This is a genomic window from Polaribacter sp. 20A6, from assembly GCF_011378915.1.
Classification (GTDB): Bacteria; Bacteroidota; Bacteroidia; order Flavobacteriales; family Flavobacteriaceae; genus Polaribacter; species Polaribacter sejongensis.
The window spans coordinates 470,799-491,138 of the sequence record NZ_WTPZ01000002.1 but is presented as its reverse complement, the minus strand read 5'-3'; the positions used below and the strand labels follow the sequence as shown (position 1 = coordinate 491,138).

Annotated in this window: 21 protein-coding genes; 10 read left to right on the top strand and 11 right to left on the bottom strand. The window is 30.3% G+C overall.

From position 1 onward, the window contains the following. Positions 1–49 precede the first annotated feature (49 nt). Genes GQS57_RS05955 through GQS57_RS05940 form a run of 4 tightly spaced genes read right to left on the bottom strand, consistent with a single transcriptional unit; the run spans position 50 to position 3,236 of the window. A complete protein-coding gene (locus tag GQS57_RS05955; protein ID WP_165731657.1) occupies positions 50–163 on the bottom strand; it encodes a FeoB-associated Cys-rich membrane protein in 114 nt (37 codons plus the stop codon). Next, positions 163–2,274 carry a ferrous iron transport protein B gene (gene feoB / locus GQS57_RS05950; protein WP_165731656.1) on the bottom strand — a complete coding sequence of 704 codons (2,112 nt, stop codon included), beginning with the start codon at positions 2,272–2,274 and terminating at the stop codon, positions 163–165. The genes GQS57_RS05955 and feoB overlap by 1 nt, the downstream gene beginning before the upstream one ends. Beyond that, positions 2,274–2,504: a FeoA family protein gene (locus GQS57_RS05945; RefSeq protein WP_165731655.1), complete on the bottom strand. Its 231-nt coding sequence runs from the start codon at positions 2,502–2,504 to the stop codon at positions 2,274–2,276. The genes feoB and GQS57_RS05945 overlap by 1 nt, the downstream gene beginning before the upstream one ends. Positions 2,505–2,555: 51 nt before the next feature. Next, entirely contained in the window at positions 2,556–3,236 is a 681-nt protein-coding gene (locus GQS57_RS05940; RefSeq protein ID WP_165731654.1) for an SCO family protein, read from the bottom strand. Positions 3,237–3,407: 171 nt separating this feature from the next. On the opposite strand from GQS57_RS05940, the gene rseP reads away from it, so the two are divergent. Then, on the top strand, positions 3,408–4,754 hold the full coding sequence (gene rseP, locus GQS57_RS05935; protein WP_165731653.1) for an RIP metalloprotease RseP: 1,347 nt from the start codon (positions 3,408–3,410) through the stop codon (positions 4,752–4,754). Positions 4,755–5,195: 441 nt separating this feature from the next. Here rseP and GQS57_RS05930 read toward each other — a convergent pair whose 3' ends face one another. The 5 genes from GQS57_RS05930 to GQS57_RS05910 all read right to left on the bottom strand — a co-directional run bounded on the left by GQS57_RS05930 (position 5,196) and on the right by GQS57_RS05910 (position 10,861). After that, a complete protein-coding gene (locus GQS57_RS05930; RefSeq protein ID WP_165731652.1) occupies positions 5,196–5,351 on the bottom strand; it encodes a hypothetical protein in 156 nt (51 codons plus the stop codon). Positions 5,352–5,528: 177 nt separating this feature from the next. Then, a complete protein-coding gene (locus GQS57_RS05925) occupies positions 5,529–6,932 on the bottom strand; it encodes a flotillin family protein (RefSeq protein WP_165731651.1) in 1,404 nt (467 codons plus the stop codon). Between the two features lie 21 nt (positions 6,933–6,953). Beyond that, complete coding sequence (locus tag GQS57_RS05920) at positions 6,954–7,526, bottom strand: hypothetical protein (protein ID WP_165731650.1); 573 nt, start codon at positions 7,524–7,526, stop codon at positions 6,954–6,956. Positions 7,527–7,918: 392 nt separating this feature from the next. Further along, positions 7,919–9,016 (bottom strand): biotin synthase BioB, encoded by a 1,098-nt coding sequence (gene bioB / locus GQS57_RS05915; RefSeq protein WP_165731649.1) that lies wholly within the window; start codon positions 9,014–9,016, stop codon positions 7,919–7,921. Between the two features lie 15 nt (positions 9,017–9,031). Further along, positions 9,032–10,861: a TonB-dependent siderophore receptor gene (locus GQS57_RS05910; RefSeq protein WP_165731648.1), complete on the bottom strand. Its 1,830-nt coding sequence runs from the start codon at positions 10,859–10,861 to the stop codon at positions 9,032–9,034. Positions 10,862–10,928: 67 nt separating this feature from the next. On the opposite strand from GQS57_RS05910, the gene GQS57_RS05905 reads away from it, so the two are divergent. Continuing rightward, on the top strand, positions 10,929–12,431 hold the full coding sequence (locus tag GQS57_RS05905; RefSeq protein ID WP_165731647.1) for a PLP-dependent aminotransferase family protein: 1,503 nt from the start codon (positions 10,929–10,931) through the stop codon (positions 12,429–12,431). A 56-nt stretch (positions 12,432–12,487) separates the two neighbouring features. Here the strand turns inward: GQS57_RS05905 and GQS57_RS05900 are convergent, their stop codons facing one another. Both GQS57_RS05900 and GQS57_RS05895 read right to left on the bottom strand, forming a co-directional pair. Beyond that, positions 12,488–12,805, bottom strand: a complete 318-nt coding sequence (locus tag GQS57_RS05900; protein WP_165731646.1) for a type II toxin-antitoxin system RelE/ParE family toxin — start codon at positions 12,803–12,805, stop codon at positions 12,488–12,490. Further along, positions 12,796–13,038: a hypothetical protein gene (locus GQS57_RS05895; RefSeq protein WP_165731645.1), complete on the bottom strand. Its 243-nt coding sequence runs from the start codon at positions 13,036–13,038 to the stop codon at positions 12,796–12,798. The genes GQS57_RS05900 and GQS57_RS05895 overlap by 10 nt, the downstream gene beginning before the upstream one ends. A 118-nt stretch (positions 13,039–13,156) precedes the next feature. Between GQS57_RS05895 and GQS57_RS05890 the strand changes: the two genes are divergently transcribed. The 8 genes from GQS57_RS05890 (at position 13,157) to GQS57_RS05855 (ending at position 20,196) form a co-directional block, all read left to right on the top strand. Further along, on the top strand, positions 13,157–14,413 hold the full coding sequence (locus GQS57_RS05890; RefSeq protein WP_165731644.1) for a Y-family DNA polymerase: 1,257 nt from the start codon (positions 13,157–13,159) through the stop codon (positions 14,411–14,413). Positions 14,414–14,554: 141 nt separating this feature from the next. Further along, complete coding sequence (locus tag GQS57_RS05885) at positions 14,555–14,932, top strand: DUF2007 domain-containing protein (protein ID WP_165731643.1); 378 nt, start codon at positions 14,555–14,557, stop codon at positions 14,930–14,932. A gap of 52 nt (positions 14,933–14,984) precedes the next feature. Beyond that, positions 14,985–15,419, top strand: a complete 435-nt coding sequence (locus GQS57_RS05880) for a LexA family transcriptional regulator (RefSeq protein ID WP_068447326.1) — start codon at positions 14,985–14,987, stop codon at positions 15,417–15,419. A 75-nt stretch (positions 15,420–15,494) separates the two neighbouring features. After that, positions 15,495–16,079, top strand: a complete 585-nt coding sequence (locus GQS57_RS05875; protein WP_165731642.1) for a DUF2975 domain-containing protein — start codon at positions 15,495–15,497, stop codon at positions 16,077–16,079. 3 nt (positions 16,080–16,082) lie between these two features. Further along, positions 16,083–16,586 (top strand): DUF2975 domain-containing protein, encoded by a 504-nt coding sequence (locus tag GQS57_RS05870; protein ID WP_165731641.1) that lies wholly within the window; start codon positions 16,083–16,085, stop codon positions 16,584–16,586. A gap of 3 nt (positions 16,587–16,589) precedes the next feature. After that, positions 16,590–17,138: a DUF2975 domain-containing protein gene (locus GQS57_RS05865; RefSeq protein WP_165731640.1), complete on the top strand. Its 549-nt coding sequence runs from the start codon at positions 16,590–16,592 to the stop codon at positions 17,136–17,138. A gap of 1 nt (position 17,139) precedes the next feature. Continuing rightward, a complete protein-coding gene (locus tag GQS57_RS05860) occupies positions 17,140–17,346 on the top strand; it encodes a helix-turn-helix transcriptional regulator (protein WP_165731639.1) in 207 nt (68 codons plus the stop codon). 54 nt (positions 17,347–17,400) lie between these two features. Continuing rightward, on the top strand, positions 17,401–20,196 hold the full coding sequence (locus tag GQS57_RS05855) for a LuxR C-terminal-related transcriptional regulator (RefSeq protein ID WP_165731638.1): 2,796 nt from the start codon (positions 17,401–17,403) through the stop codon (positions 20,194–20,196). The last annotated feature ends 144 nt before the right edge of the window (positions 20,197–20,340 follow it).

The following is a 20,340-nucleotide window of genomic DNA, read 5'->3' as shown; positions in this document are numbered from 1 at the left end:
ATGAAGATTTGTAGTAGAAAAACATCTTAAATAGCTATAAAAAAGCGAATTAACAACCACAACCAGCGCTACATCCTTTCTTTTTTTTAGAAGGAAAAACATATTTTCTTAATAAAAAAGCTACGGCTAAAACAACTAATATATATGCTATAATTTCTTGCATTAACTTAAAATTTGATAGGTTATAAATGAAGCAACATATGCCATTAAGCCCATTCCGAACAATTGGATCAATGGCCATTTCCAAGTTTTCGTTTCACGCTTTACAATAGCTAAGGTTGCCATACACTGCATTGCAAAGGCATAAAAAACCATTAAAGACATTCCGACAGGGAAATTAAATCTTTTACCACCGGTATCTGGATTTATTTCTGACCTCATCTTTTCTTTAATAGTAGATGTATTTTCATCATCTGCTTCTACACTATAAATGGTTGCAAGCGTACCTACAAACACTTCTCGTGCGGCAAAAGATGTAATTAAAGCAATCCCAATTTTCCAATCATACCCTAAAGGTCTAATAGATGGCTCTATTGTTTTACCAAGAATACCAATATAAGAATTCTCTAACTTTACAGAGGCTATTTTTTGCTGTAACTCTTGATCTGTTAAACCCTGGTTAGCAACATTTTCAATCGTATTTTTTTCTGCATTCTCAAAAGAAGCTGGTCCGTTTGAAGCTAAAAACCATAAAACGATAGACAACGCTAAAATGATTTTTCCCGCTTCTAAAACAAACGATTTTGTTTTTTCAACCACCTCATAAAAGACATTTTTAACAGATGGTAATTTATAATTTGGCATTTCTACCACAAAAAACGACTTCGATTTTATCTTTAACGTTTTATGCAATATATAAGCCGCTATCACTGCTGTTGCAAACCCTAATCCGTATAACAATAACAAAACTACACCTTGTAAATTTAAGAATCCGAAGATTTTTGTATCAGGAATAATTAAAGAAATTAAAATAGCATATACAGGTAAACGCGCAGAACATGTAGTGAACGGCACTACTAAAATAGTAATCAATCGCTCTTTCCAACTAGCAATTGTTCTTGTTGCCATAATTGCAGGAATTGCACAAGCAGTTCCAGAAATTAACGGAATTACACTCTTACCATTCATTCCAAATCGGCGCATAATTTTATCCATTAAAAACACCACACGACTCATATACCCCGTTTCTTCTAAAACTGAGATAAATAAAAATAGAATGGCAATTTGTGGAATAAATATAATGACACCTCCAATTCCGGGTATTATCCCTTCAGTTAACAGGTCTGTAAGCACTCCATTTGGCAGATTACTTTTTGCAAAATCTGCAATTTGAGCAAAACTAGTATCTATAAAATCCATAGGTACTGAAGCCCAATCGAAAACAGATTGAAAGATAATCAACAATAAAAATACAAAGAAAAAATAACCAAAAACCTTATGCGTAAAAACCCTATCTAGCCTACCACGAAGGTCTTTGGCTTTGGTTTTATCGACTATATAGGTCTTTTTAAGTATTTTATTAATTTCTTGATAACGATAAATAGTTTCTTTATGTTGATATTTTTTCAACTTAGAAACGTCTTTTTTAAAGTTAAGTAATTTTTGTTTTTCTTCTGATGAAATTGTGTCTGGATAATTATTCTGCGTTACCATCAACCATAATTCATACAAAGAATAATTAGGACTAATTTCTTTTAACTTATCAAAATAATCTGGATCAATCTGATGATTGATTCCACATAAAGGAGAAGCTTTTGCAGCAACATGACAACGAATAATTGCCGCTTTTACATCATCTATTCCTTCATTCTTTCTTGCACTAATTAAAACTACCTCTGTATTTAATTCTTTCTTTAATAAAGATAAATCGATAGTAATTCCCTTTCTGTTCATTTGGTCAACCATATTGATTGCCAAAACTGTTGGAATTTCTAAATCTTTAATTTGAGAAAAAAGTAGTAAATTTCTTTTTAAATTCTCTACATCTGCCACTACTAAAATAACATCTGGAGATTCTTTAATATCCTTTTTTAACAAGGTCTTTAAAACAATACTCTCGTCTAAAGAAGTAGGATTTATACTATAGGTACCTGGTAAATCTGTAATAATTGCATTCTGAGTAGCAGATAGTTTACTAACTCCATTTTTTTTATCAACAGTAATTCCCGGGTAATTTCCAACTTTCTGATTTAAACCTGTAAGTTGATTGAATAGTGATGTTTTTCCGGTATTTGGGTTCCCTATTAAAGCAACCTTTATATCATTTTTAGACATTATAAATGCGCTTTAAGGATTCGAATTTTAGAAGCTGTTTCTATTCTTATTGCCAAATGACTACCGTTTACGCAAATATATAAAGGATCTTTTAATGGCGCTATTTGAACTAACTGAACCTCAGCTCCTGGTAGACAGCCCATTTCTAACAATTTTAAAGGAATAAAATCTAAAGACTCTTCAGAAATATATCCTATCTCTCCCTTACGTAATGTAGCTATTGTGCTCAATGAATTTTATTTGGAAGGCAAATATAATCATTTAGAATGATTCTAAACAAGTTATTCAGAAGCATATTCTTCTTTTAACAAAACAATATCATTTTTAAGTTTCTCCATATCCTCTTTCTCCGTCCCATCATAATACCCACGAATTCGTCTGTCTTTATCAACTAAAACAAATTGTTCTGTGTGTATAAAATCACTTTCATCACCATTTCCTTCATCTAAAACTGCAAAATAACTTTTTCGCGCCAACTCATAAATGTGCTTTTTAGAACCTGTAGTTACATTCCATTTCCCATCAATAACCCCTTTTCTATCTGCATATTCTTTTAGAACAGAAACGCTATCCATAACTGGAGTAACAGAATGCGACAAAAACATAATATCATTATCATCTTTATAAAACTCTTGCAACTCTCCCATATTATACGCCATGGCAATACAAATTGTTTGGCAACGGGTAAAAAAGAAATCTGCTATGTAAATTTTATCTTTATAATTATTATTAGTAATCGTTTCTCCATTTTGATTGGTCAGTTTAAAGTCTGCAATGGTATGGTTGTTTTGAATATGCACCATACTATCGTCTACCAATCTCGGGTTTACATCAATAGGGTTAAAAATTTTAAGACGAGTATCTACCTTTAATAAATGATAATAAACTGTAAGTGAAATTGCAGAAAACACCGCAAAAAAGATAAGTAGAGGAATAGACTTTTTAAAGATTTTAAACTCCATAAGATAATTTTGTGACAACAAATTTACGACTTAATAAAACCTTAGAGAAAAAAACAAAAGGGAATAGTTTCCAAAATCTTTGTTAAATTAAAAAGGTACCTCAATTTGTTCTTTTGCAACTACCTTTAAAAACGTACATTTGCGACTATTTTAACTATGATTTAACGCTGAATGGAAATATTAATAAAAGCATCACAATTTATTTTAAGTTTATCTTTATTGATTGTATTGCACGAGTTAGGGCACTTTATCCCTGCAAAATTGTTTAAAACCAAAGTAGAAAAATTCTACTTATTCTTTGATTATAAATTCTCTATTTTTAAGAAAAAAATTGGTGATACCGTTTATGGTATTGGTTGGATTCCTCTTGGTGGATATGTAAAAATATCTGGTATGATAGACGAAAGTATGGATACCGAGCAAATGGCTTTACCACCGCAACCTTGGGAATTTCGTTCTAAACCGGCATGGCAACGTCTAATTATAATGTTGGGTGGAGTTTTTGTAAACTTTGTTTTAGGTATTTTTATCTACATTATGTTAATGTATGCTTATGGTGAAAACTTTTTACCAAACGAGAATGTAAAAGACGGTGTTTGGGTACAAGATTCTTTAGCGATGAACTTAGGTTTACAAACCGGAGATAAAGTTTTAACTATTGATGGAGAAAAAATTAAAAAATTTAACGAACTAACTCTAGGTTTTGTAAACGGTAATAATTTTCAGATTGAAAGAGAAGGACAAGTTATTGATAAAGTAATTCCAGAAGATTTTATCTCTCAATTAGTAGACAGAGGTAAAGATGCTGGTGTAATTTTACTACCTAGATATCCTTTTGCTATTACAAGTGTTTCTGAAGATTCACCAAATAAAAATGCTGATTTAAAAGCGAAAGATATTGTTGTTGCCATTAACGGAAACCCAATAAAGTATTTTGATGAAGCTCAGGTTGAATTAAATAAGTTTAAAAATCAAGATATTTCTGTTACCATAAAAAGAGAAAACGAAACAAAAGATGTCGCTGTAAAAGTTACCAATGACGGTAAATTAGGTGTTGGTTTTGGCTTATTACCTTCTAAAGACTTAGAAAGACTTGGCTACTACGATTTAGCGAATATCGAATACACTTTTGCAGAAGCAATTCCTGCAGGATGGAACAAATCTGTAAAAACACTTACAGACTATATAAAACAATTAAAGAAGATCTTTAACCCAAGCACAGGAGCTTATAAAGGATTAGGTGGATTTATTTCTATAGGAAGTATTTTCCCTTCGGAATGGAGCGCAGAATCTTTCTGGAACATCACAGCATTCTTATCTATTATGTTAGGTTTTATGAACCTTTTACCAATACCTGCTTTAGATGGTGGTCATGTTGTTTTTACCCTTTGGGAAATGATAACTGGTAAAAAACCAGGAGATAAATTTTTAGAATATGCACAAGTAACAGGCTTTATTCTTTTAATAGCTTTATTACTTTTCGCAAACGGAAATGATATCTTTAGGTTGTTTAACTAAACAAAATAAAAGCAATTAAAAAGCCTCACTTTAATAAAAGTGAGGCTTTTTTTATACCTTAAAAGAACGGTTGATAAAAGAAAACCAAGTGTACTGCGTGTTACACTTATCGCAAGCATAAGCCTTAGTACCTGGTATCATTTTAACAAATGCCCCCCTTCTCATTCTGTGGTTAGATGTAGATTTACACTTTGGGCAAGCTTTCATAATTAGTCTGTTTGGTTTACCCCTGAAATTTAGCAAGTTACAACAAGATAATTCTATTCTAAATTATCTGATTTATATACTAAACTAGGATACAAAAAAGAAAGCTTATATAATAAGAAATTTTGGGAAATCTGAATTGATATCAAGTTCTTATAAATACTGATTTTGAGCAAACAGAGTCACAGAAACAAGTTCTGTATAAAAAGATTATACTCTTTTAGAATGGCTTTTTTACTACACTCTAAACGTACGATTGATAAAAGAAAACCATGCATACTGTGTATTACAATTATCACAAGCATAACCTCTTGTTCCTGGAATAATCTTTACAATTCCTTTTCTCATCATTCTATGTCTAGATTCAGATTTACATTTCGGACAAGATTTCATAAGCTAGGGGATATTTATTTTAAACCGCAATTTACTAAATACAAGCAATGTATTTACCCCGTATTAATACCTGTTTAAAAATCAACACTTTAAATCTTCTGCAATAAATTATATATCAAAAAAACCATCATTTAAAAAATAAATGATGGCTTCCGTTAAAACTTGTATGTTTATAAACTAGTTATCTTTGGTATCAATAACCTCAGCAGGTAATTCCGCAGGGATATCTTTTCCTTTTAAATAACTTGGCAACTCCATACCTGCCATATTAAACATTTCTTGTAAAGGCGGTACCGCTTTATACATTCCAGAAATAAAGTTAGAGGTTGATGTTTTTCCATCTGCTCCTCCTCCGTTTTCCCAAACAGTAACTTTATCAATCTTAATATTTTTAATAGCTTCTGCTTGTATTTTTACCAATTCTGGTAATTTATCTGCAATTAATAATAAGGCTGCATTTTGAGAATCGTTTCCAGCAGCTTTCACTATTTGATCTAAACCTTGTGCTTGTTTTGTTAAAACCTCAAACAAACCTTGTGCTTCCGCTTGTGCTTTAAATAAAATTGCATCGGCTTCACCTTTTGCAATTCTTCTAATGTTTTCTGCTCTTGCTTCTGCGTCTATTTCTACTTTACGTTTGTCTATTTCGGCAGGTACAATAATATCTGCTAATTGAGAAGAACGCTCTCTTTCCGCTCTTGCAACCTCTGCTTCTTGCTCTGCAGCATAAGATTCTTTTAATGCATTTGCTGTTTGTACTTTTTCTGATGCAATTGCTGTACGTTCTGCTTCTGCCTCTCTTTGTCTTCTTAAAGAGTCTGAATTTGCTACATTAATTTTTGCTGTATTTTCCCCAGCTACTGCTTGTGCATTTGCTGCTGCAACTTGTGTTCTTTCATCTTGTACCGCATTTGCTTCACCAATAGAACCATCTCTATTTTTTTCTGCAACCGATTTACGTGCCGCGTTAATTGCGTGCGCAGCTGCTTCTTTTCCTAAAGCTTCTATATAACCAGATTCATCAACAATATCTGTAATATTTACGTTGATTAATTTTAACCCTACTTTCTTTAACTCTGTTTCTACAGATTGAGAAATATTGGTTAAAAACTTATCACGGTCGTTGTTAATTTCTTCAATATCCATCGATGCAACTACCAAACGTAACTGACCAAATATAATTTCTTGTGCTAAATCTTGAATGCTATCTTGGTCTAAACCTAACAATCTTTCTGCAGCATTTTGCATGATTCCTGGTTCTGTAGAAACCCCAATAGTAAATCTTGAAGGAACATTTACACGAATATTTTGCTTAGAAAGTGCATTTACCAAATTTACTTCAATAGAAATAGGTGTTAAATCTAAAAATTGATAATCTTGAATTACCGGAAATATAAATGCAGCTCCACCATGAATACATTTAGCAGATTCTCCTCCACCTACTTTTCCATAAACCACCAAAATTCGGTCTGATGGACATCTCTTATATCTTTTTACCATTGCAATTAGCAATATAAAAACGAAGAGAATTGCAATTCCGATTCCGATTAATCCAGCAAATTGACTAGTTTGTAATATCATAAAGTTTAGCATAGTTATTTTTTAGTTTTGAGGTTCTATAATTAATGTTCCGTTGTTCGTTACTTCTATTACTTTTATAATTTTTCCTTGTTTTAAATCTTCATTATGATCTGTTAAAGCTTCTAATTCTCTTAAAGCTCCTTGAATTTTAATTTGAATTTTACCTGTTTTAGATCTATTTGCACCTACAGTTAAATAGACTTCGCCAATAGAATTTAAGGCATTTTTCATTTTTAAGGTTCCGCTAGAACTTAATTTACTGATGTAATAAAATAATGCTGCCATTACAAACATCATTACCAAGCCACAAAACACAGAAATAATTACAGTAACTATTTTAGAGTTTCCTGCATCTATACTAGCAATACCGCTCCAACCAAAAATGGCAAAAAAAGCGACTAAATTTTTCAACGTAAAAAATTGAAATCCTGCACCTGTATCTGCATCAATTTCTGCATCTACGTCACCAATATCATCTGTTTCTGCACCAATTATTGTTGATATTAAAACCAACAAAAACATAAAAGTAGAAATCCCGGTAATTATCCAATAGGTCTTTTGAAAAGAAGTTAATTCTTGAAACCATTCCATCATAGCAGTTTGTTTTAAAAGAGATTAAAGATAAATGTTTTTGACTGAATAAAGAGATTTATTCCATCAATATAAAGCACGATACCATTTGATTCAAATCAACTTTTAAGAGCGCTCTTATTAAGTTGATTTTAAACTTTTGTAACCTCTTTTTTATTCTAGAAATAATAAGATTAAAGTGAGTTGGTATAATTAAGCTTCTCTTATAAGTAGTTAAAGAATCTATTTTGTTACAGTTTTTTTTGAAAAATTCATCAAAAAAGAAAAAGCCTTGATAAAATAGATCAAGGCCTTTTAAAATTAAATAATTTATTTATGTAAAAAATAGTTGCTATAACATCTAAATTAAATACATAATTCATTTCTTAAATCAATTAAAAGAAGGAAAATTACTTTTAACCTTTTAGCAGCTTACCTTTTTGTTTGGCCGCTTCATTTCTTTCAATTTTATGGTTTGGTCTCGTCCATTTTGGTTTTTCTTCTAAAGATTGATATTTAGAATCTTCTGCAGCAATGGTTTCTGATTGAACTTTTTTAGTAAATGGTTTTTGAGGGTTCAAACCTAATAATTGAAACATCTTCATATCTTCATTTACATCTGGGTTTGGAGTTGTTAATAATTTATCTCCAGCAAAAATAGAATTTGCCCCAGCAAAGAAACACATTGCCTGCCCTTCTCTACTCATTTGAGTTCTACCTGCAGACAAACGAACTTGTGTTTCTGGTAAAACAATTCTTGTGGTAGCAACCATTCTAATCATATCCCAAATTTCCACAGGTTTTTCAGCTTCTAAAGGAGTTCCTTCAACCGCAACTAACGCATTAATTGGTGTAGATTCTGGTTGCGGATTTAAAGTAGACAACGCAACTAGCATTCCTGCTCTATCTACAGCAGATTCTCCCATGCCAATAATTCCGCCAGAACAAACTGTAACATTCGTTTTACGTACATTACTTATAGTATCTAATCGATCTTGATAACCTCTTGTAGAAATTACTTCTTTGTAATATTCTTCTGATGAATCTAAATTATGATTATACGCATACAAACCAGCTTCCGCCAACCTTTTAGCCTGATTTTCGGTTACCATACCCAAGGTGCAACAAACCTCCATATCTAACTTATTTACGGTTCTTACCATATCTAAGACGCTATCAAATTCTGGCCCATCTTTTACATTCCTCCATGCAGCTCCCATACAAACACGAGAACTTCCACTTTCCTTTGCTCTTAATGCTTGTGCCTTTACCTGGTTTACAGTCATTAAATCATTACCCTCTACATTGGTATGATATCTTGCTGCTTGCGGACAATACCCACAATCTTCTGAACAACCTCCTGTTTTTATTGATAATAAGGTTGACACCTGCACCACATTAGGATCATGTTGTTTTCTGTGAACTGTTGCAGCTTCATACAGCAACTCCATTAATGGCTTATTATAAATTTTTAAAACTTCTTCTTTTGTCCAATTATGCCTTACTTCACTCATAGCTATTTTTTCTTTTTAGTAACTATAACGCAAACCAAACAACACATTACTTGGTGGCATTGGTACAAAACCAGATTCTATATATTCTGCATCAAAAATATTATTTGCAGTAACTGTAAAACTAAATTTGTTAAAATCTACAATTACAGAAGCATCCCAAACATTATAACTTGTACCAATAGTACGTTCTGCGTGTTTGTAAATAATATTCTGACTTACATTTTTAAATAATTTTGAAGAAAAACGAGTTATAAATTGATGTCTTAACGTATTTAAAGAATAACGAGACAACTCTTTATTCTGATCTAAAATGTCATCATCTAAAAAATTATATCCAAAAGATAAAGTCTGATTAAACTCATTTAATTTAAAACGATAATCTGCATTCAATTCAAAACCTCTGGTATTTACTTTTGCAATATTAGTTGCCTCATATTGTGAAGTAGGATCTGTGTCTGGTCTAATAAAATCAATTAGATTATCTGCATCTCTATTAAAAATGGCAACAGAAGTTGTAAATCTTTCTGAATTATATTTTAATCCAATTTCTTGTGCAAAAGCTTCTTCTGGCTTTAAATTTGGATTTCCTTTTGTACTACTATTATTATAATACAAATCTGTATAAGTTGGTATCCTATACGTTAAGCCCAAGTTTCCATAAGCTTTTAATTTATCTGATAATTGATAACCAACATCTAAACCTGGAAAGGCATGAAATTTAAAATCTGAAAAATAAGTAACTGCAATTCCTGGAGTAAGATCTAACTTATCATTAGCTAATTTAAAACGATGTTCTAAAAATAAATTCGCCATAGTTCTCTTTCTATCTCCTAAATTATTACTATTTATAGAAACCTTAGAAATATCTACACCAAAACCTGTAATTCCTAAATTAGAAGTATAAGAAGCATTTGTTTCTACACCTACTTTATTAGTAATGTGTAAATTTCTAGAAAAACTAGGATCTTCTCTTTTTAAAAGAAAAATATCTTGCCCTCTCCTCCAATAAACTCTTGGTGTAATTTTTAATTTATCAGTTTTAAAAGTAGTTGTAACTCCAATTACACTATTCTGAGTTTCTTCATATTCACTAAAACCATAAGAGGTTGGTGTGTAAAAATTTTGTGCGCCAAATTTCTTATCAAAAAAAGTAGCTAAAACTTCAATAGCCTGCCTCTTCTTATTAAAAACACCCTTTAAGACGTAATTTTTATTTTCATAATCAGAATTAGTTCTATAACCATCAGATGTTAATGCACCAACATGAGCAATAAAAGAAGCATTCTCATATTCTTCTCCAAAAGTTACAGAACTATTAAATTGACCAAAAGAACCAGCTTCTATATTTATACTTGCTTTACTCGCTAACTTCTTTTTAGTAACAATATTTATAGCTCCTGTAAATGCATTCTGACCGAAAACTCGTGCAGCAGGACCTTTTATAACTTCTATCCTCTCGATAACTTCAATTGGTAAAGCAGCATTTAAAGTGTGGTGTCCGGTTTGAGAATCATCCATTTTAATTCCATCAACCAATAATAAGGTTTGGTCGAAACCACCACCTCTAATAAATAAATCTGCCTGACTTCCAGCAGTTCCTCTTTTTCTAATGTCTACACCCGCCACTTGTTGTAATAAATCGGCAACATTTGTAGCGGCACTATTTTTTATTACTTCGGATGAAATAACATTTATGGTTCTCGAATTTTCTTTAAAAGGCAAATCTATTCTCGTAGAAGTAATAACAACCTCTTTTAAAGTATCTCTTTTTATGGGATCTACTTGCGCTTGCATTTGAAAGGCCGCAAAAAACAATACAATTATAAGAGTAATTTTAATTTTCATAATTAGTGATTTTAATCTGCTGCAAAACTCGTAACTTTCCGGACGATTAAAATAGTCCAGTTTTAAAATGAGAGATAGTCCGGTTAATACTTTATTTGAACAATTAATCAATTTTGATAAATCGACACCTCAACCTGTTTACATACAAGTTGCGCAACAAATTATAAATGCCATACAACGTGGCTATATCTCAAAAGGAACTCTTTTACCTGGAACCCGTGTTTTAAGTCAGACTTTAAAAATTCACAGAAATACCGCAGTTGCAATTTACGAAGAATTAGCCTCACAAGATTGGGTAGAAATCATTCCTAATAAAGGTACATTTGTTATAGAACCATCATTAAAAATAGTAAAAATAAAAGCGCCTTCTCAAAAAATAAATGAAGCATATAAAACAGCTAAATCCACTGGGTTTCCATTTCAAAAATCATTTCACTTAGCATCTACTATTCAATTATCAAAAGCACAATACACTATAAATGACGGAAAACCAGATTTACGTTTGCATCCTGTTCATGAGTTTTCTAGATGGTATGGTGCAGCCATGAAACGTAAAACATTAATTAAAAAATGGAATAAATCAAATGAATCTCTCCATTCTTTATTTGAAACACAACTTTGTAATTACTTAAATGCAACAAGAGGTTTTCACATAAACCCAAACAATTTAATAAGTACGCGTAGTACAGAAATGAGTTTATACATTGTTTCTCAATTATTAATCAAACAAAACGATGTTGTTTTAGTAGGTAATTTGAGTAATTATGCTGCTAATATGATTTTTCAGCAAGCAGGTGCAACCATAAAAACAATTCCAGTAGATGCTGATGGGTTGGATGTAGATTATATTAGAAAACATTTTATCAAAAAAAGCATTCGATGTATGTATATCTGTGCGCATAGAGATTACCCAACAACAGTAACTTTAAGTGCAGAACGCCGTTTGGCCTTGTTGCAATTGGCTAAAGAATTTGGTTTTGCAATTATTGAAGATGATTACGATTACGATTTTCAGTTTACAGGTTCTGCTATGTTGCCAATGGCAAGTGCCGATGGAGACGGAATGGTTATTTATCTAGGTAAATTAGGACAATCTTTATTCCCTAGTTTTCAGACAGGATTTGTAATTGCTCCAGAAAATTTAATTTCAGAAGCAAAAAATTACTTACAATTGCTCGACGAACAAGGCGATTTAATTCAGCAACAAATGTTATCTGAATTGATTTATGAGGGTGAAATTTCTCGTTTAATGAAAAAAAATACCGTCATATATAAACAAAGACGCGATTGTTTGTGCCAACTTTTAAACCAACATTTTTCTGAAATAGCAAAATGGGAAATTCCTTCTGGGGGATTAGCTATTTGGATCCAATTTCAAGAAAAAATCTCATTGGTAAAATTAGCAAAAGAAGCAGAAAAAAATGATTTATTTCTACCAAAAACCATTTTGTATCAAGATAAAAATACCTGTGCCATTCGTTTTGGTTTTGGACATTTAGATATAGAAGAAATAGAGATTGTAATAAAAAAAATGAAAAGTGCTTATAGTAAAATTATTAAAAGAAATTAAAAAACATTCATTTTTATCATGCCTTCACTGATTATTAAACCTTAAATAAACTAATTTTATTTATTTCGTTTAATTTTAGAAGGGGATTGTCGAGTATCAAAAACATCACTTACCTCAATCCTGCTTTCCTTAGAATTTATCCAATAAATTATTTTGTAGTTTTTGTAAATTAAATATCTAAATTCTTCTTTTCGATTTTCTAATAACCCTTCAATTTGTCCTATTTCTGGTTGATTTTTTAAATTAAGCGTTTCATTATAAATTCCTTTTACAAGTTTTTTAGAAATTACAATTCCTGCTTTTTCTCGATAATATTTATAAATACCCTCAAGTTCATTTTCAGCAAATTCAGTCCAAAATAGATTTAATTCCATTCCTCAATTTTGGCCTTCAATTCACCTGAACTTATTAATCTTCCATTTTTAGAGTCATTTATAGACTGGTCGATTCGTGAATTAAACTCCTCAATAGACATAGGATTAAACTCTTCTTGTTTAGAGTTTCCATTTTCTTTTCTTAAAATTTTTTCAAAACGAGAAATAACTTCTTCACTTTGTAGTTTAAGAAATTCTTGAACAAATTCTATTTTTCTAGTTTGTAAATCCATTTTAATTGACTTTTTTCAAAGATACAAAATTAAAAAAAAAGTAAAATCAATTTATTTTTTAACAGATTAAGATATTAACAACGCAATTTTGCCTGCTATTTTTAGGTACTTTTATAGCATGTTTGCACTAGTAGATTGTAATAATTTTTATGCTTCTTGCGAGCGGGTTTTTAACCCGAACTTGCAAGGAAAACCCGTTGCTATTTTAAGTAATAATGATGGCTGTGTTATTTCTATGAGCGATGAAGCTAAGAAATTACAACTGCCTTTTGGTGCGCCTATTTTTAAATGGGATGCTTTTTGTAAAACAAATAACATTACGGTTTTGTCTTCTAATTATCCGTTATACGGAGATATGAGTGCAAGAGTAATGAATATTTTGGCTGATTTTTCTCCGGATGTAGAAGTCTATTCTATTGATGAATCTTTTTTACAATTAAAAGGATTTGAAAATTATGACCTGCAGGAATACGCTACAAAAATGAGAAGTCGTATTTTAAAATGGACAGGTATACCAACTTGCGTTGGAATTGCGCCAACCAAAGCATTGACAAAAGTCGCCAATAAAATTGCGAGATCTAACATTAAACAATCGAAAGGAGTTTGTATTATAGATTCTGATGAAAAAAGAATCAAAGCTTTAAAATGGACAAAAATTGGCAATGTTTGGGGAATCGGGAGTCGTTTAAAAAAAAGATTGGAAGCAAAAGGTTGTATTACCGCATACGATTTTACACAACTTTCTAGCGATTGGGTTTTAAAAGAATTTTCTATTGTAGCATGGCGCTTGCAAAAAGACCTACAAGGTATTTCTAAAATTCCGTTAGAAGAAGTTTCATCAAAAAAAATGATTGCTACCACACGTAGCTTTGAATACACTTATTCTGATATTGACAATATAAAAGAACGCATTTCTACCTTTGCAGCTAGTTGTGCAGAAAAATTACGCAATCAAGAATCTAGTTGTCACATGCTTATTGTGCAACTTTCTAGCGATCGACATAAAAAAGAATTTCAACAACATAGAGAAAGTACAACAGTTGTTTTTTCCTCCCCTACAGACTCTACTTTAACCATTGCTAACGCAGCTGTAGAAGCTGTAAAAACCATTTTTAAAGCAGGTGTTAAATATAAAAGAGCAGGTGTAATTGTTACTGGTTTAGTGCCTAATGATAATTTTCAGTTGAATTTATTTTCAAACGAAAACCCTAAACACAAACCTTTAATGTCTGCAATAGACAAATTAAATCGTAAATTTAAGGCAGACAAAATTAAATTAGGAAATCAAGATTTAAACCGCACTTGGAAAATGCGTCAAGAACGATTATCCGCTAGATTTACCACAAATATTAACGATATTTTGATCGTTAAATAAACCTCGTTGGATTAGAACTCCATAATTTTTAATAAAAGAAAAAAATTCTTTTAATTCAGTTTGTCATCCCAAACGAGGAACGAGGAGGAATCTCATAATTATAAGGTTTTAACCTTTAAGTTGATAATAAATAATATTTTCATGAATGATAATTACAAAATTTTAGCCGTTTTTGAATATTCTACAGAAGCACATATAACAAAAACCAAATTAGATTCCGAAGGTTTCAAAACCTTATTAATGGATGAGAAAACCATAGATACCGATCCTTTAGTGAGTAATGCAATTGGGGGTGTAAAATTGTTGGTTCATAAAGATGATTTTGAAAAAGCGGCAACTATTTACAATGAGATTAGAGTTTATCAAAAGGATGAAAATGGAAATGATATTTTTTGTCCGAATTGTAACGCTACACAAATATTAATTGCACCTCTTAAAAGGAAAAACATATTCTATATGTTATTCCCATTTTTAGAAAAAACAAGATGCATTTGTAATAATTGTAAGACTGTATTTTAATTACAAAAAAATATCTCTAACATTTAAAGAAAAGTTATAATTTGCAAACATTATGAACGGAACTAAAAACCTTACTTTTTTTACACCTAAAGCTTCTTCTGGTAACGGAGCTGTTTTGGTGGATGTTGGTATTTCTGCTGGTTTTCCTTCGCCTGCAGATGATTTTAGAGAAACTAGAATTTCTTTAGATGATGAATTAATCCACAACAAAGACGCTACTTTTTTTGCTAAAGTAAAAGGTCAGTCTATGATTGATGCAGGTTTAGATGACAACGACTTATTGGTTATTGACAGAAGTTTAGAACCTGCCAACAATAAAATTGCTGTTTGTTTTTTAGATGGCGATTTCACTGTAAAACGTTTACGTGTAGAAAAAAATGAAGTTTGGTTACAACCAGAAAACCCTAATTATCCTATTATAAAAATCACAGAAGAGAATGATTTTATGATTTGGGGAATTGTAACAAGCGTTATCAAAAAAGTTTAAAATTACCTTTTTTTAATATTTTATTATTGTTTTTCGATAATTTTTATATATTTGCAATGTCAAATATGTAAAGTCATGAGAAAAAATAAACTATTAAATATTGCAGTTGTTGTTTGTAAAACAATACAGGTTTTCTATGTAATTCTATTTATAGCATTAACAACACTTTTTATACATGTTCAATTTTCACCAGATTCCTACAAAGAAGTCAATTATAAGTATAAAAATTCAGATTTTCTTAAAATTACCAAATCTAGTAGATTTAAAATGAGACTTCCCGGTAAACCCCAACTTGAAGATAAGGATGTATATACTTTAAGTAAAATAAAAACATCATCCTTATTTATTAATTATCTTAAATTTAGTGCTGTCTTATTTTTTATGTTTTTATCGATTACAGAATTTCAAAAAATAATGCAATCTGTTAAAAACCTGAATACATTTCAAAAAAACAACGTTCGTTCCTTTAGAAAAATAGGGAAATATCTTTTTATTATTTTTCTACTCTCCAGTTATTTTAAGCTTCGTTTTCAGCAAGGAGTCATGACTAATTTTTCTCTAAATTTTACACCTTTAATATTTATGCTTATTGCATTTATATTAGCGGAAATTTTTAAAGAAGGAAATTTATTACAGCAAGAAAACGATTTAACTATATAATCTATGCGAAAAATTAATATTTTAAAAGCAATTGTAGATTTACTTTGGATATTATCCATGCCAATAGTTTTGGTTATTATCGGATTTTCTATTGCTATTTTCTTTGTAGACCTAGGTGATTTAAACATAAAAATAAACTCAATAGGTCTTAATACCGATACACTATTCTCAAAAACACTTCTTGTTATTTCTGCACTAAATTATTTATTAATTGTTGCTGCTTTGTATTTTTTCAAGAAAGTACTAAACCACTTTGTAAGAGTAAAAATATTTGAAGAAACCGTTATTTCATCCTTCAAAAAGGCAGGGAATCTATTATTGGTTTCCGGAATTATTTCATTCACAATTTCTATAATCAATAAAGTATATTTTGAACAAAAAGTATCTTTAGAATTCGGTTTGAATCAGCATTTAGTTATTATCTGTTTAGGTTTATTTTTTTTAGTTTTAAGTGAAATCTTTAAAATCGCAAAACATCAGAAACAAGAAAACGACTTAACAATATAAATTATGAAAACACTTTCTAAATTTTTAAAATGGTTTACAGTCTTATTCCTTCTTAGAATACTATACTTGGTAATACTTCAAATACAGAATTTTTATTTTCTATTTATAGATAAACTTGAAAAGCTAAATATGATTCTTAGTGTTTCATATCCTGAAAATATAAATAAAAATGTACTTCTTTTTATCTCAATTATAATGCTAGGCTTACTACTCTATTTAATTTATAATTTATTTATTTTTATAAAAGTATCTAATTCTCTAAATAGAAATAGTGTATTTAAAGAGAGGAATGCAGCTCAATTATTTATTATAGGTAAAAGTCTAATAATCTTTAACTCCATTCTTATTTTAATTAAAATACCTTTAAAATTTATGTTTTTATTAAATGACAACTCAATGAATCAAGGCAATTCATATTACTTTGGATATTCATTAGGATACATCATTCCTAAAAATTTATATTTGTTTATTACAGGTATATTTATTTTAATTATAGCTCATTTAATTAGAAGTGGAAGTTTTATAAAACAAGAAAACGACTTAACAATATAATATGGCAATCATAGTAAACTTAGATGTAATGCTTGCCAAACGCAAAATGCGGAGTAAAGAATTGGCAGAAATCATTGGCATTACAACCGCAAACTTATCCGTTTTAAAGTCTGGCAAAGCAAAGGCCGTTCGTTTTTCTACCTTAGAAGCAATTTGCAAAGCACTAGATTGTCAACCTGCGGATATTTTAGAGTATCAAAAAGATTAAAAACAGTATTTTTAGTGCGTCTTAAAAACACATCAAATTAGTTAACGAATCGTAATGACAAAACATTTAAAAATTTTAAGCATACTTTTCTTTTACATATCTATAACAGCTGTAAATGCTCAATTTTCTCCTAGTCTAAAAAACTATACGCTGGCAGAATACAAAGCTGGTAACCAAAATTGGGACATTACAAGATCTAAAAATGGTAAAGTATATGTTGCTAATAATAGTGGCTTATTAGAATATAATGCGTTGGTTTGGAAACTGTATCAATTACCTAATAAAACAACCGTTCGGTCAGTTTTAGCTGTAGATGATATCATTTACACAGGTTCGTTCGAAGAATTTGGCTTTTGGGAAAGAGATCATTTCGGAATCCTTAAATACCAATCATTAAGTGATACGATTCTCAACAAGATTTCTCCTAATGAAGAAATATGGAGCATTGTAAAGTATAAAGACAAAATAATTTTTCGTTCTTTCTTAAATATTTATATATATGATTATAAAAGTATTGTACAATTAAAGTCTGACTCAATACTTATTTCACTTAGTGTTATTGACGATGATTTATATGTTAGTACTTTAAATGGAGGTGTTTTTTTACTTAAAGATAATAAACTAGCACCTTTTTATTCTAATGACTTGCTTTTAGATACCAAGATTATAGCTATCAACAAATATGAAGATAAACTTCTGTTGATGACCTCTCTAAAAGGAAGCTTTTTTCTAAAGAAAGGAAAACTAGTTCCTACCGGTTTCGAGATAAATGAAGCCATTAAACTGCATCAACTTAATGATTTTTCTATTTTAAAAAATGGAGAAATGGTTTTTGGAACTATAAAAGACGGTGTTTTCTTAACGGATCATTTAGGCAACTTAAAATTTCATATCAGTAAAGAGAATGGTTTATTAAATAATACTGTTTTAGGTCAAGCACTAGATGATTCAGACAACCTTTGGTTGGGGTTAGATAATGGGATTGCTCATATAGAACTAAGCAGTAGTAATTATTTCTTTAATGATGTTTCTGGGAAGCTAGGTGCTGTTTATGATATTATTGAATACAAGGGTGTTATTTATATCGGAACTAATACTGGGCTTTTTAAACTTGATGCTAATGATCAATTAGTGTTTATAGAAGGTTCGCAAGGTCAGGTTTGGGATTTAACAATTATAGGTGACGAGCTTTTTTGTGGTCATAATGAAGGAACCTTTTTAGTAGACACGAATACTTTTAAAAAGATCTCTAATTTTACTGGAGGCTGGACAATAAAGAAAGTTCCAGAAAGAAATGATACCTATATTCAAGGTACCTATTCTGGATTGGTGAAATTTGAAAAGAAAAATGAAGAATGGACTGTAAAACAATTTGACAAAGCCTTAATACCTTCTCGCTTTTTAGTATTTGAAAATTCTTACACAGCTTGGGTTGCACATGAAACCAAAGGCGTTTATAAGATTCAGTTTGATGAAGATTATGAAACCATACGTAGTGTAGAGAATTATGAAAAAAAAGGTATTAGCTCTAATTATAATATAAGGGTTTATAATATTAAGAACAATATTAGTTTTAAAACAAGTGAAGGTTGGCAGAAATATGAACCTATTTTAGACTCTATTATTCCTTATAAACTACTTAATAATAAGTTAGGAAAGCATAGTTATATTATATCTGAAGATGACACGAATCTTTTTGCGCTGAAAAACAATCATGGATTTATTAATTTTAAATCCTTCTCTAATGATGACGAACTACTCATTTTAAGTGATGATCAATTAAAAAACAGGTACATTATAGGTTACGAAAATGTATCTAAAGTAAATGATTCTGCTTATGCTTTAAATTTAGACAATGGTTTTATGATGATTAATAATACCACAGCCTCTAATAATCGTTTACAAAAGCCAAAAATAGAAGTTATATCTGTAGACGGAATTCCTATTGATCTATCTAAGATTAAAAACAATGAAGTCCGTTTTAATTTTAATGAAAATATTACGGTAGCGCTGTCTTCTTCAAAGTCTGTAAACCATTATTTTGAATACAAAATATCTAACACAGGGAATTTATGGTACAAAGCAGAAAACGATAAAATAGAGTTCTCTAACCTTAAAGACGGAGAATATACAATTTCCTTTAGAGCTAAAGGGAATTCAGGAAATGTATCAACTGTTCAAAATTTACATATAGATGTATTACCACCCTGGTATAGAGATACTTTTGGGTTCTTGCTATACGCAATTATTGCACTTTTAATTATTGCACTATTATATGTTTTGCAAAATAAAAAAATAGCAAAAGAACAGCGTCTTATAAAAATAAAGTACCAAAAAGAACAAGAAAAATTACTACGCGAAAAGACGTTAGAAAACGAAAAACAAATTGTAGAGTTTAAGAATGAATCTTTGCAAAAAGAAATTAAGCTTAAAAGTAAACAGCTAGCCAATAATGCGATGGCTTTGGTGAAGAAAAATGAAATCCTTGAGGAAATTAAAAGAGATCTAATGGTTCATAAAGAAGGCTTTGACAATCACTACACCTTTAAAAAATTATTAAAAAAATTAGATAATTCTATTGTACTAAAAGATGAATGGGCCGTTTTTGAAAATAACTTTAGTCAAGTGCATGATGAGTTTTTCGAAATCTTAAAAGCAAAACATTCAAAGCTAACTCCAAAGGATTTAAAGATATGTGCCTACATAAAAATGAATCTTTCTTCAAAAGAAATTGCACCTTTAATGAATATCTCTCATAGGGGTGTAGAAACGCATAGATATAGGTTAAAAAAGAAGTTAAATTTAGAAAATGACATTTCTATTACTGATTATTTGTTAAATATCAAATAACGACCTTATTTTTTTACCTAATATACAATTAATAACTACGTCATCTATACGTCATTTCTTTAATTCCTCTTCAACTACAACGTTTTATTTAGAGCAACAAAGTACGTCAACCACGATTTTTCAATGATTTTTAACATTTGGTAC

Bases quoted from the DNA above. Each gene is read 5' to 3' on its own strand.
- GQS57_RS05955 (WP_165731657.1), bottom strand. From the start codon at position 163: ATGCAAGAAATTATAGCATATATATTAGTTGTTTTAGCCGTAGCTTTT.
- feoB (WP_165731656.1), bottom strand. From the start codon at position 2,274: ATGTCTAAAAATGATATAAAGGTTGCTTTAATAGGGAACCCAAATACC.
- GQS57_RS05940 (WP_165731654.1), bottom strand. From the start codon at position 3,236: ATGGAGTTTAAAATCTTTAAAAAGTCTATTCCTCTACTTATCTTTTTT.
- rseP (WP_165731653.1), top strand. From the start codon at position 3,408: ATGGAAATATTAATAAAAGCATCACAATTTATTTTAAGTTTATCTTTA.
- GQS57_RS05930 (WP_165731652.1), bottom strand. From the start codon at position 5,351: ATGAAATCTTGTCCGAAATGTAAATCTGAATCTAGACATAGAATGATG.
- GQS57_RS05925 (WP_165731651.1), bottom strand. From the start codon at position 6,932: ATGATATTACAAACTAGTCAATTTGCTGGATTAATCGGAATCGGAATT.
- GQS57_RS05920 (WP_165731650.1), bottom strand. From the start codon at position 7,526: ATGATGGAATGGTTTCAAGAATTAACTTCTTTTCAAAAGACCTATTGG.
- bioB (WP_165731649.1), bottom strand. From the start codon at position 9,016: ATGAGTGAAGTAAGGCATAATTGGACAAAAGAAGAAGTTTTAAAAATT.
- GQS57_RS05910 (WP_165731648.1), bottom strand. From the start codon at position 10,861: ATGAAAATTAAAATTACTCTTATAATTGTATTGTTTTTTGCGGCCTTT.
- GQS57_RS05905 (WP_165731647.1), top strand. From the start codon at position 10,929: ATGAGAGATAGTCCGGTTAATACTTTATTTGAACAATTAATCAATTTT.
- GQS57_RS05900 (WP_165731646.1), bottom strand. From the start codon at position 12,805: ATGGAATTAAATCTATTTTGGACTGAATTTGCTGAAAATGAACTTGAG.
- GQS57_RS05895 (WP_165731645.1), bottom strand. From the start codon at position 13,038: ATGGATTTACAAACTAGAAAAATAGAATTTGTTCAAGAATTTCTTAAA.
- GQS57_RS05890 (WP_165731644.1), top strand. From the start codon at position 13,157: ATGTTTGCACTAGTAGATTGTAATAATTTTTATGCTTCTTGCGAGCGG.
- GQS57_RS05885 (WP_165731643.1), top strand. From the start codon at position 14,555: ATGAATGATAATTACAAAATTTTAGCCGTTTTTGAATATTCTACAGAA.
- GQS57_RS05880 (WP_068447326.1), top strand. From the start codon at position 14,985: ATGAACGGAACTAAAAACCTTACTTTTTTTACACCTAAAGCTTCTTCT.
- GQS57_RS05875 (WP_165731642.1), top strand. From the start codon at position 15,495: ATGAGAAAAAATAAACTATTAAATATTGCAGTTGTTGTTTGTAAAACA.
- GQS57_RS05870 (WP_165731641.1), top strand. From the start codon at position 16,083: ATGCGAAAAATTAATATTTTAAAAGCAATTGTAGATTTACTTTGGATA.
- GQS57_RS05865 (WP_165731640.1), top strand. From the start codon at position 16,590: ATGAAAACACTTTCTAAATTTTTAAAATGGTTTACAGTCTTATTCCTT.
- GQS57_RS05860 (WP_165731639.1), top strand. From the start codon at position 17,140: ATGGCAATCATAGTAAACTTAGATGTAATGCTTGCCAAACGCAAAATG.
- GQS57_RS05855 (WP_165731638.1), top strand. From the start codon at position 17,401: ATGACAAAACATTTAAAAATTTTAAGCATACTTTTCTTTTACATATCT.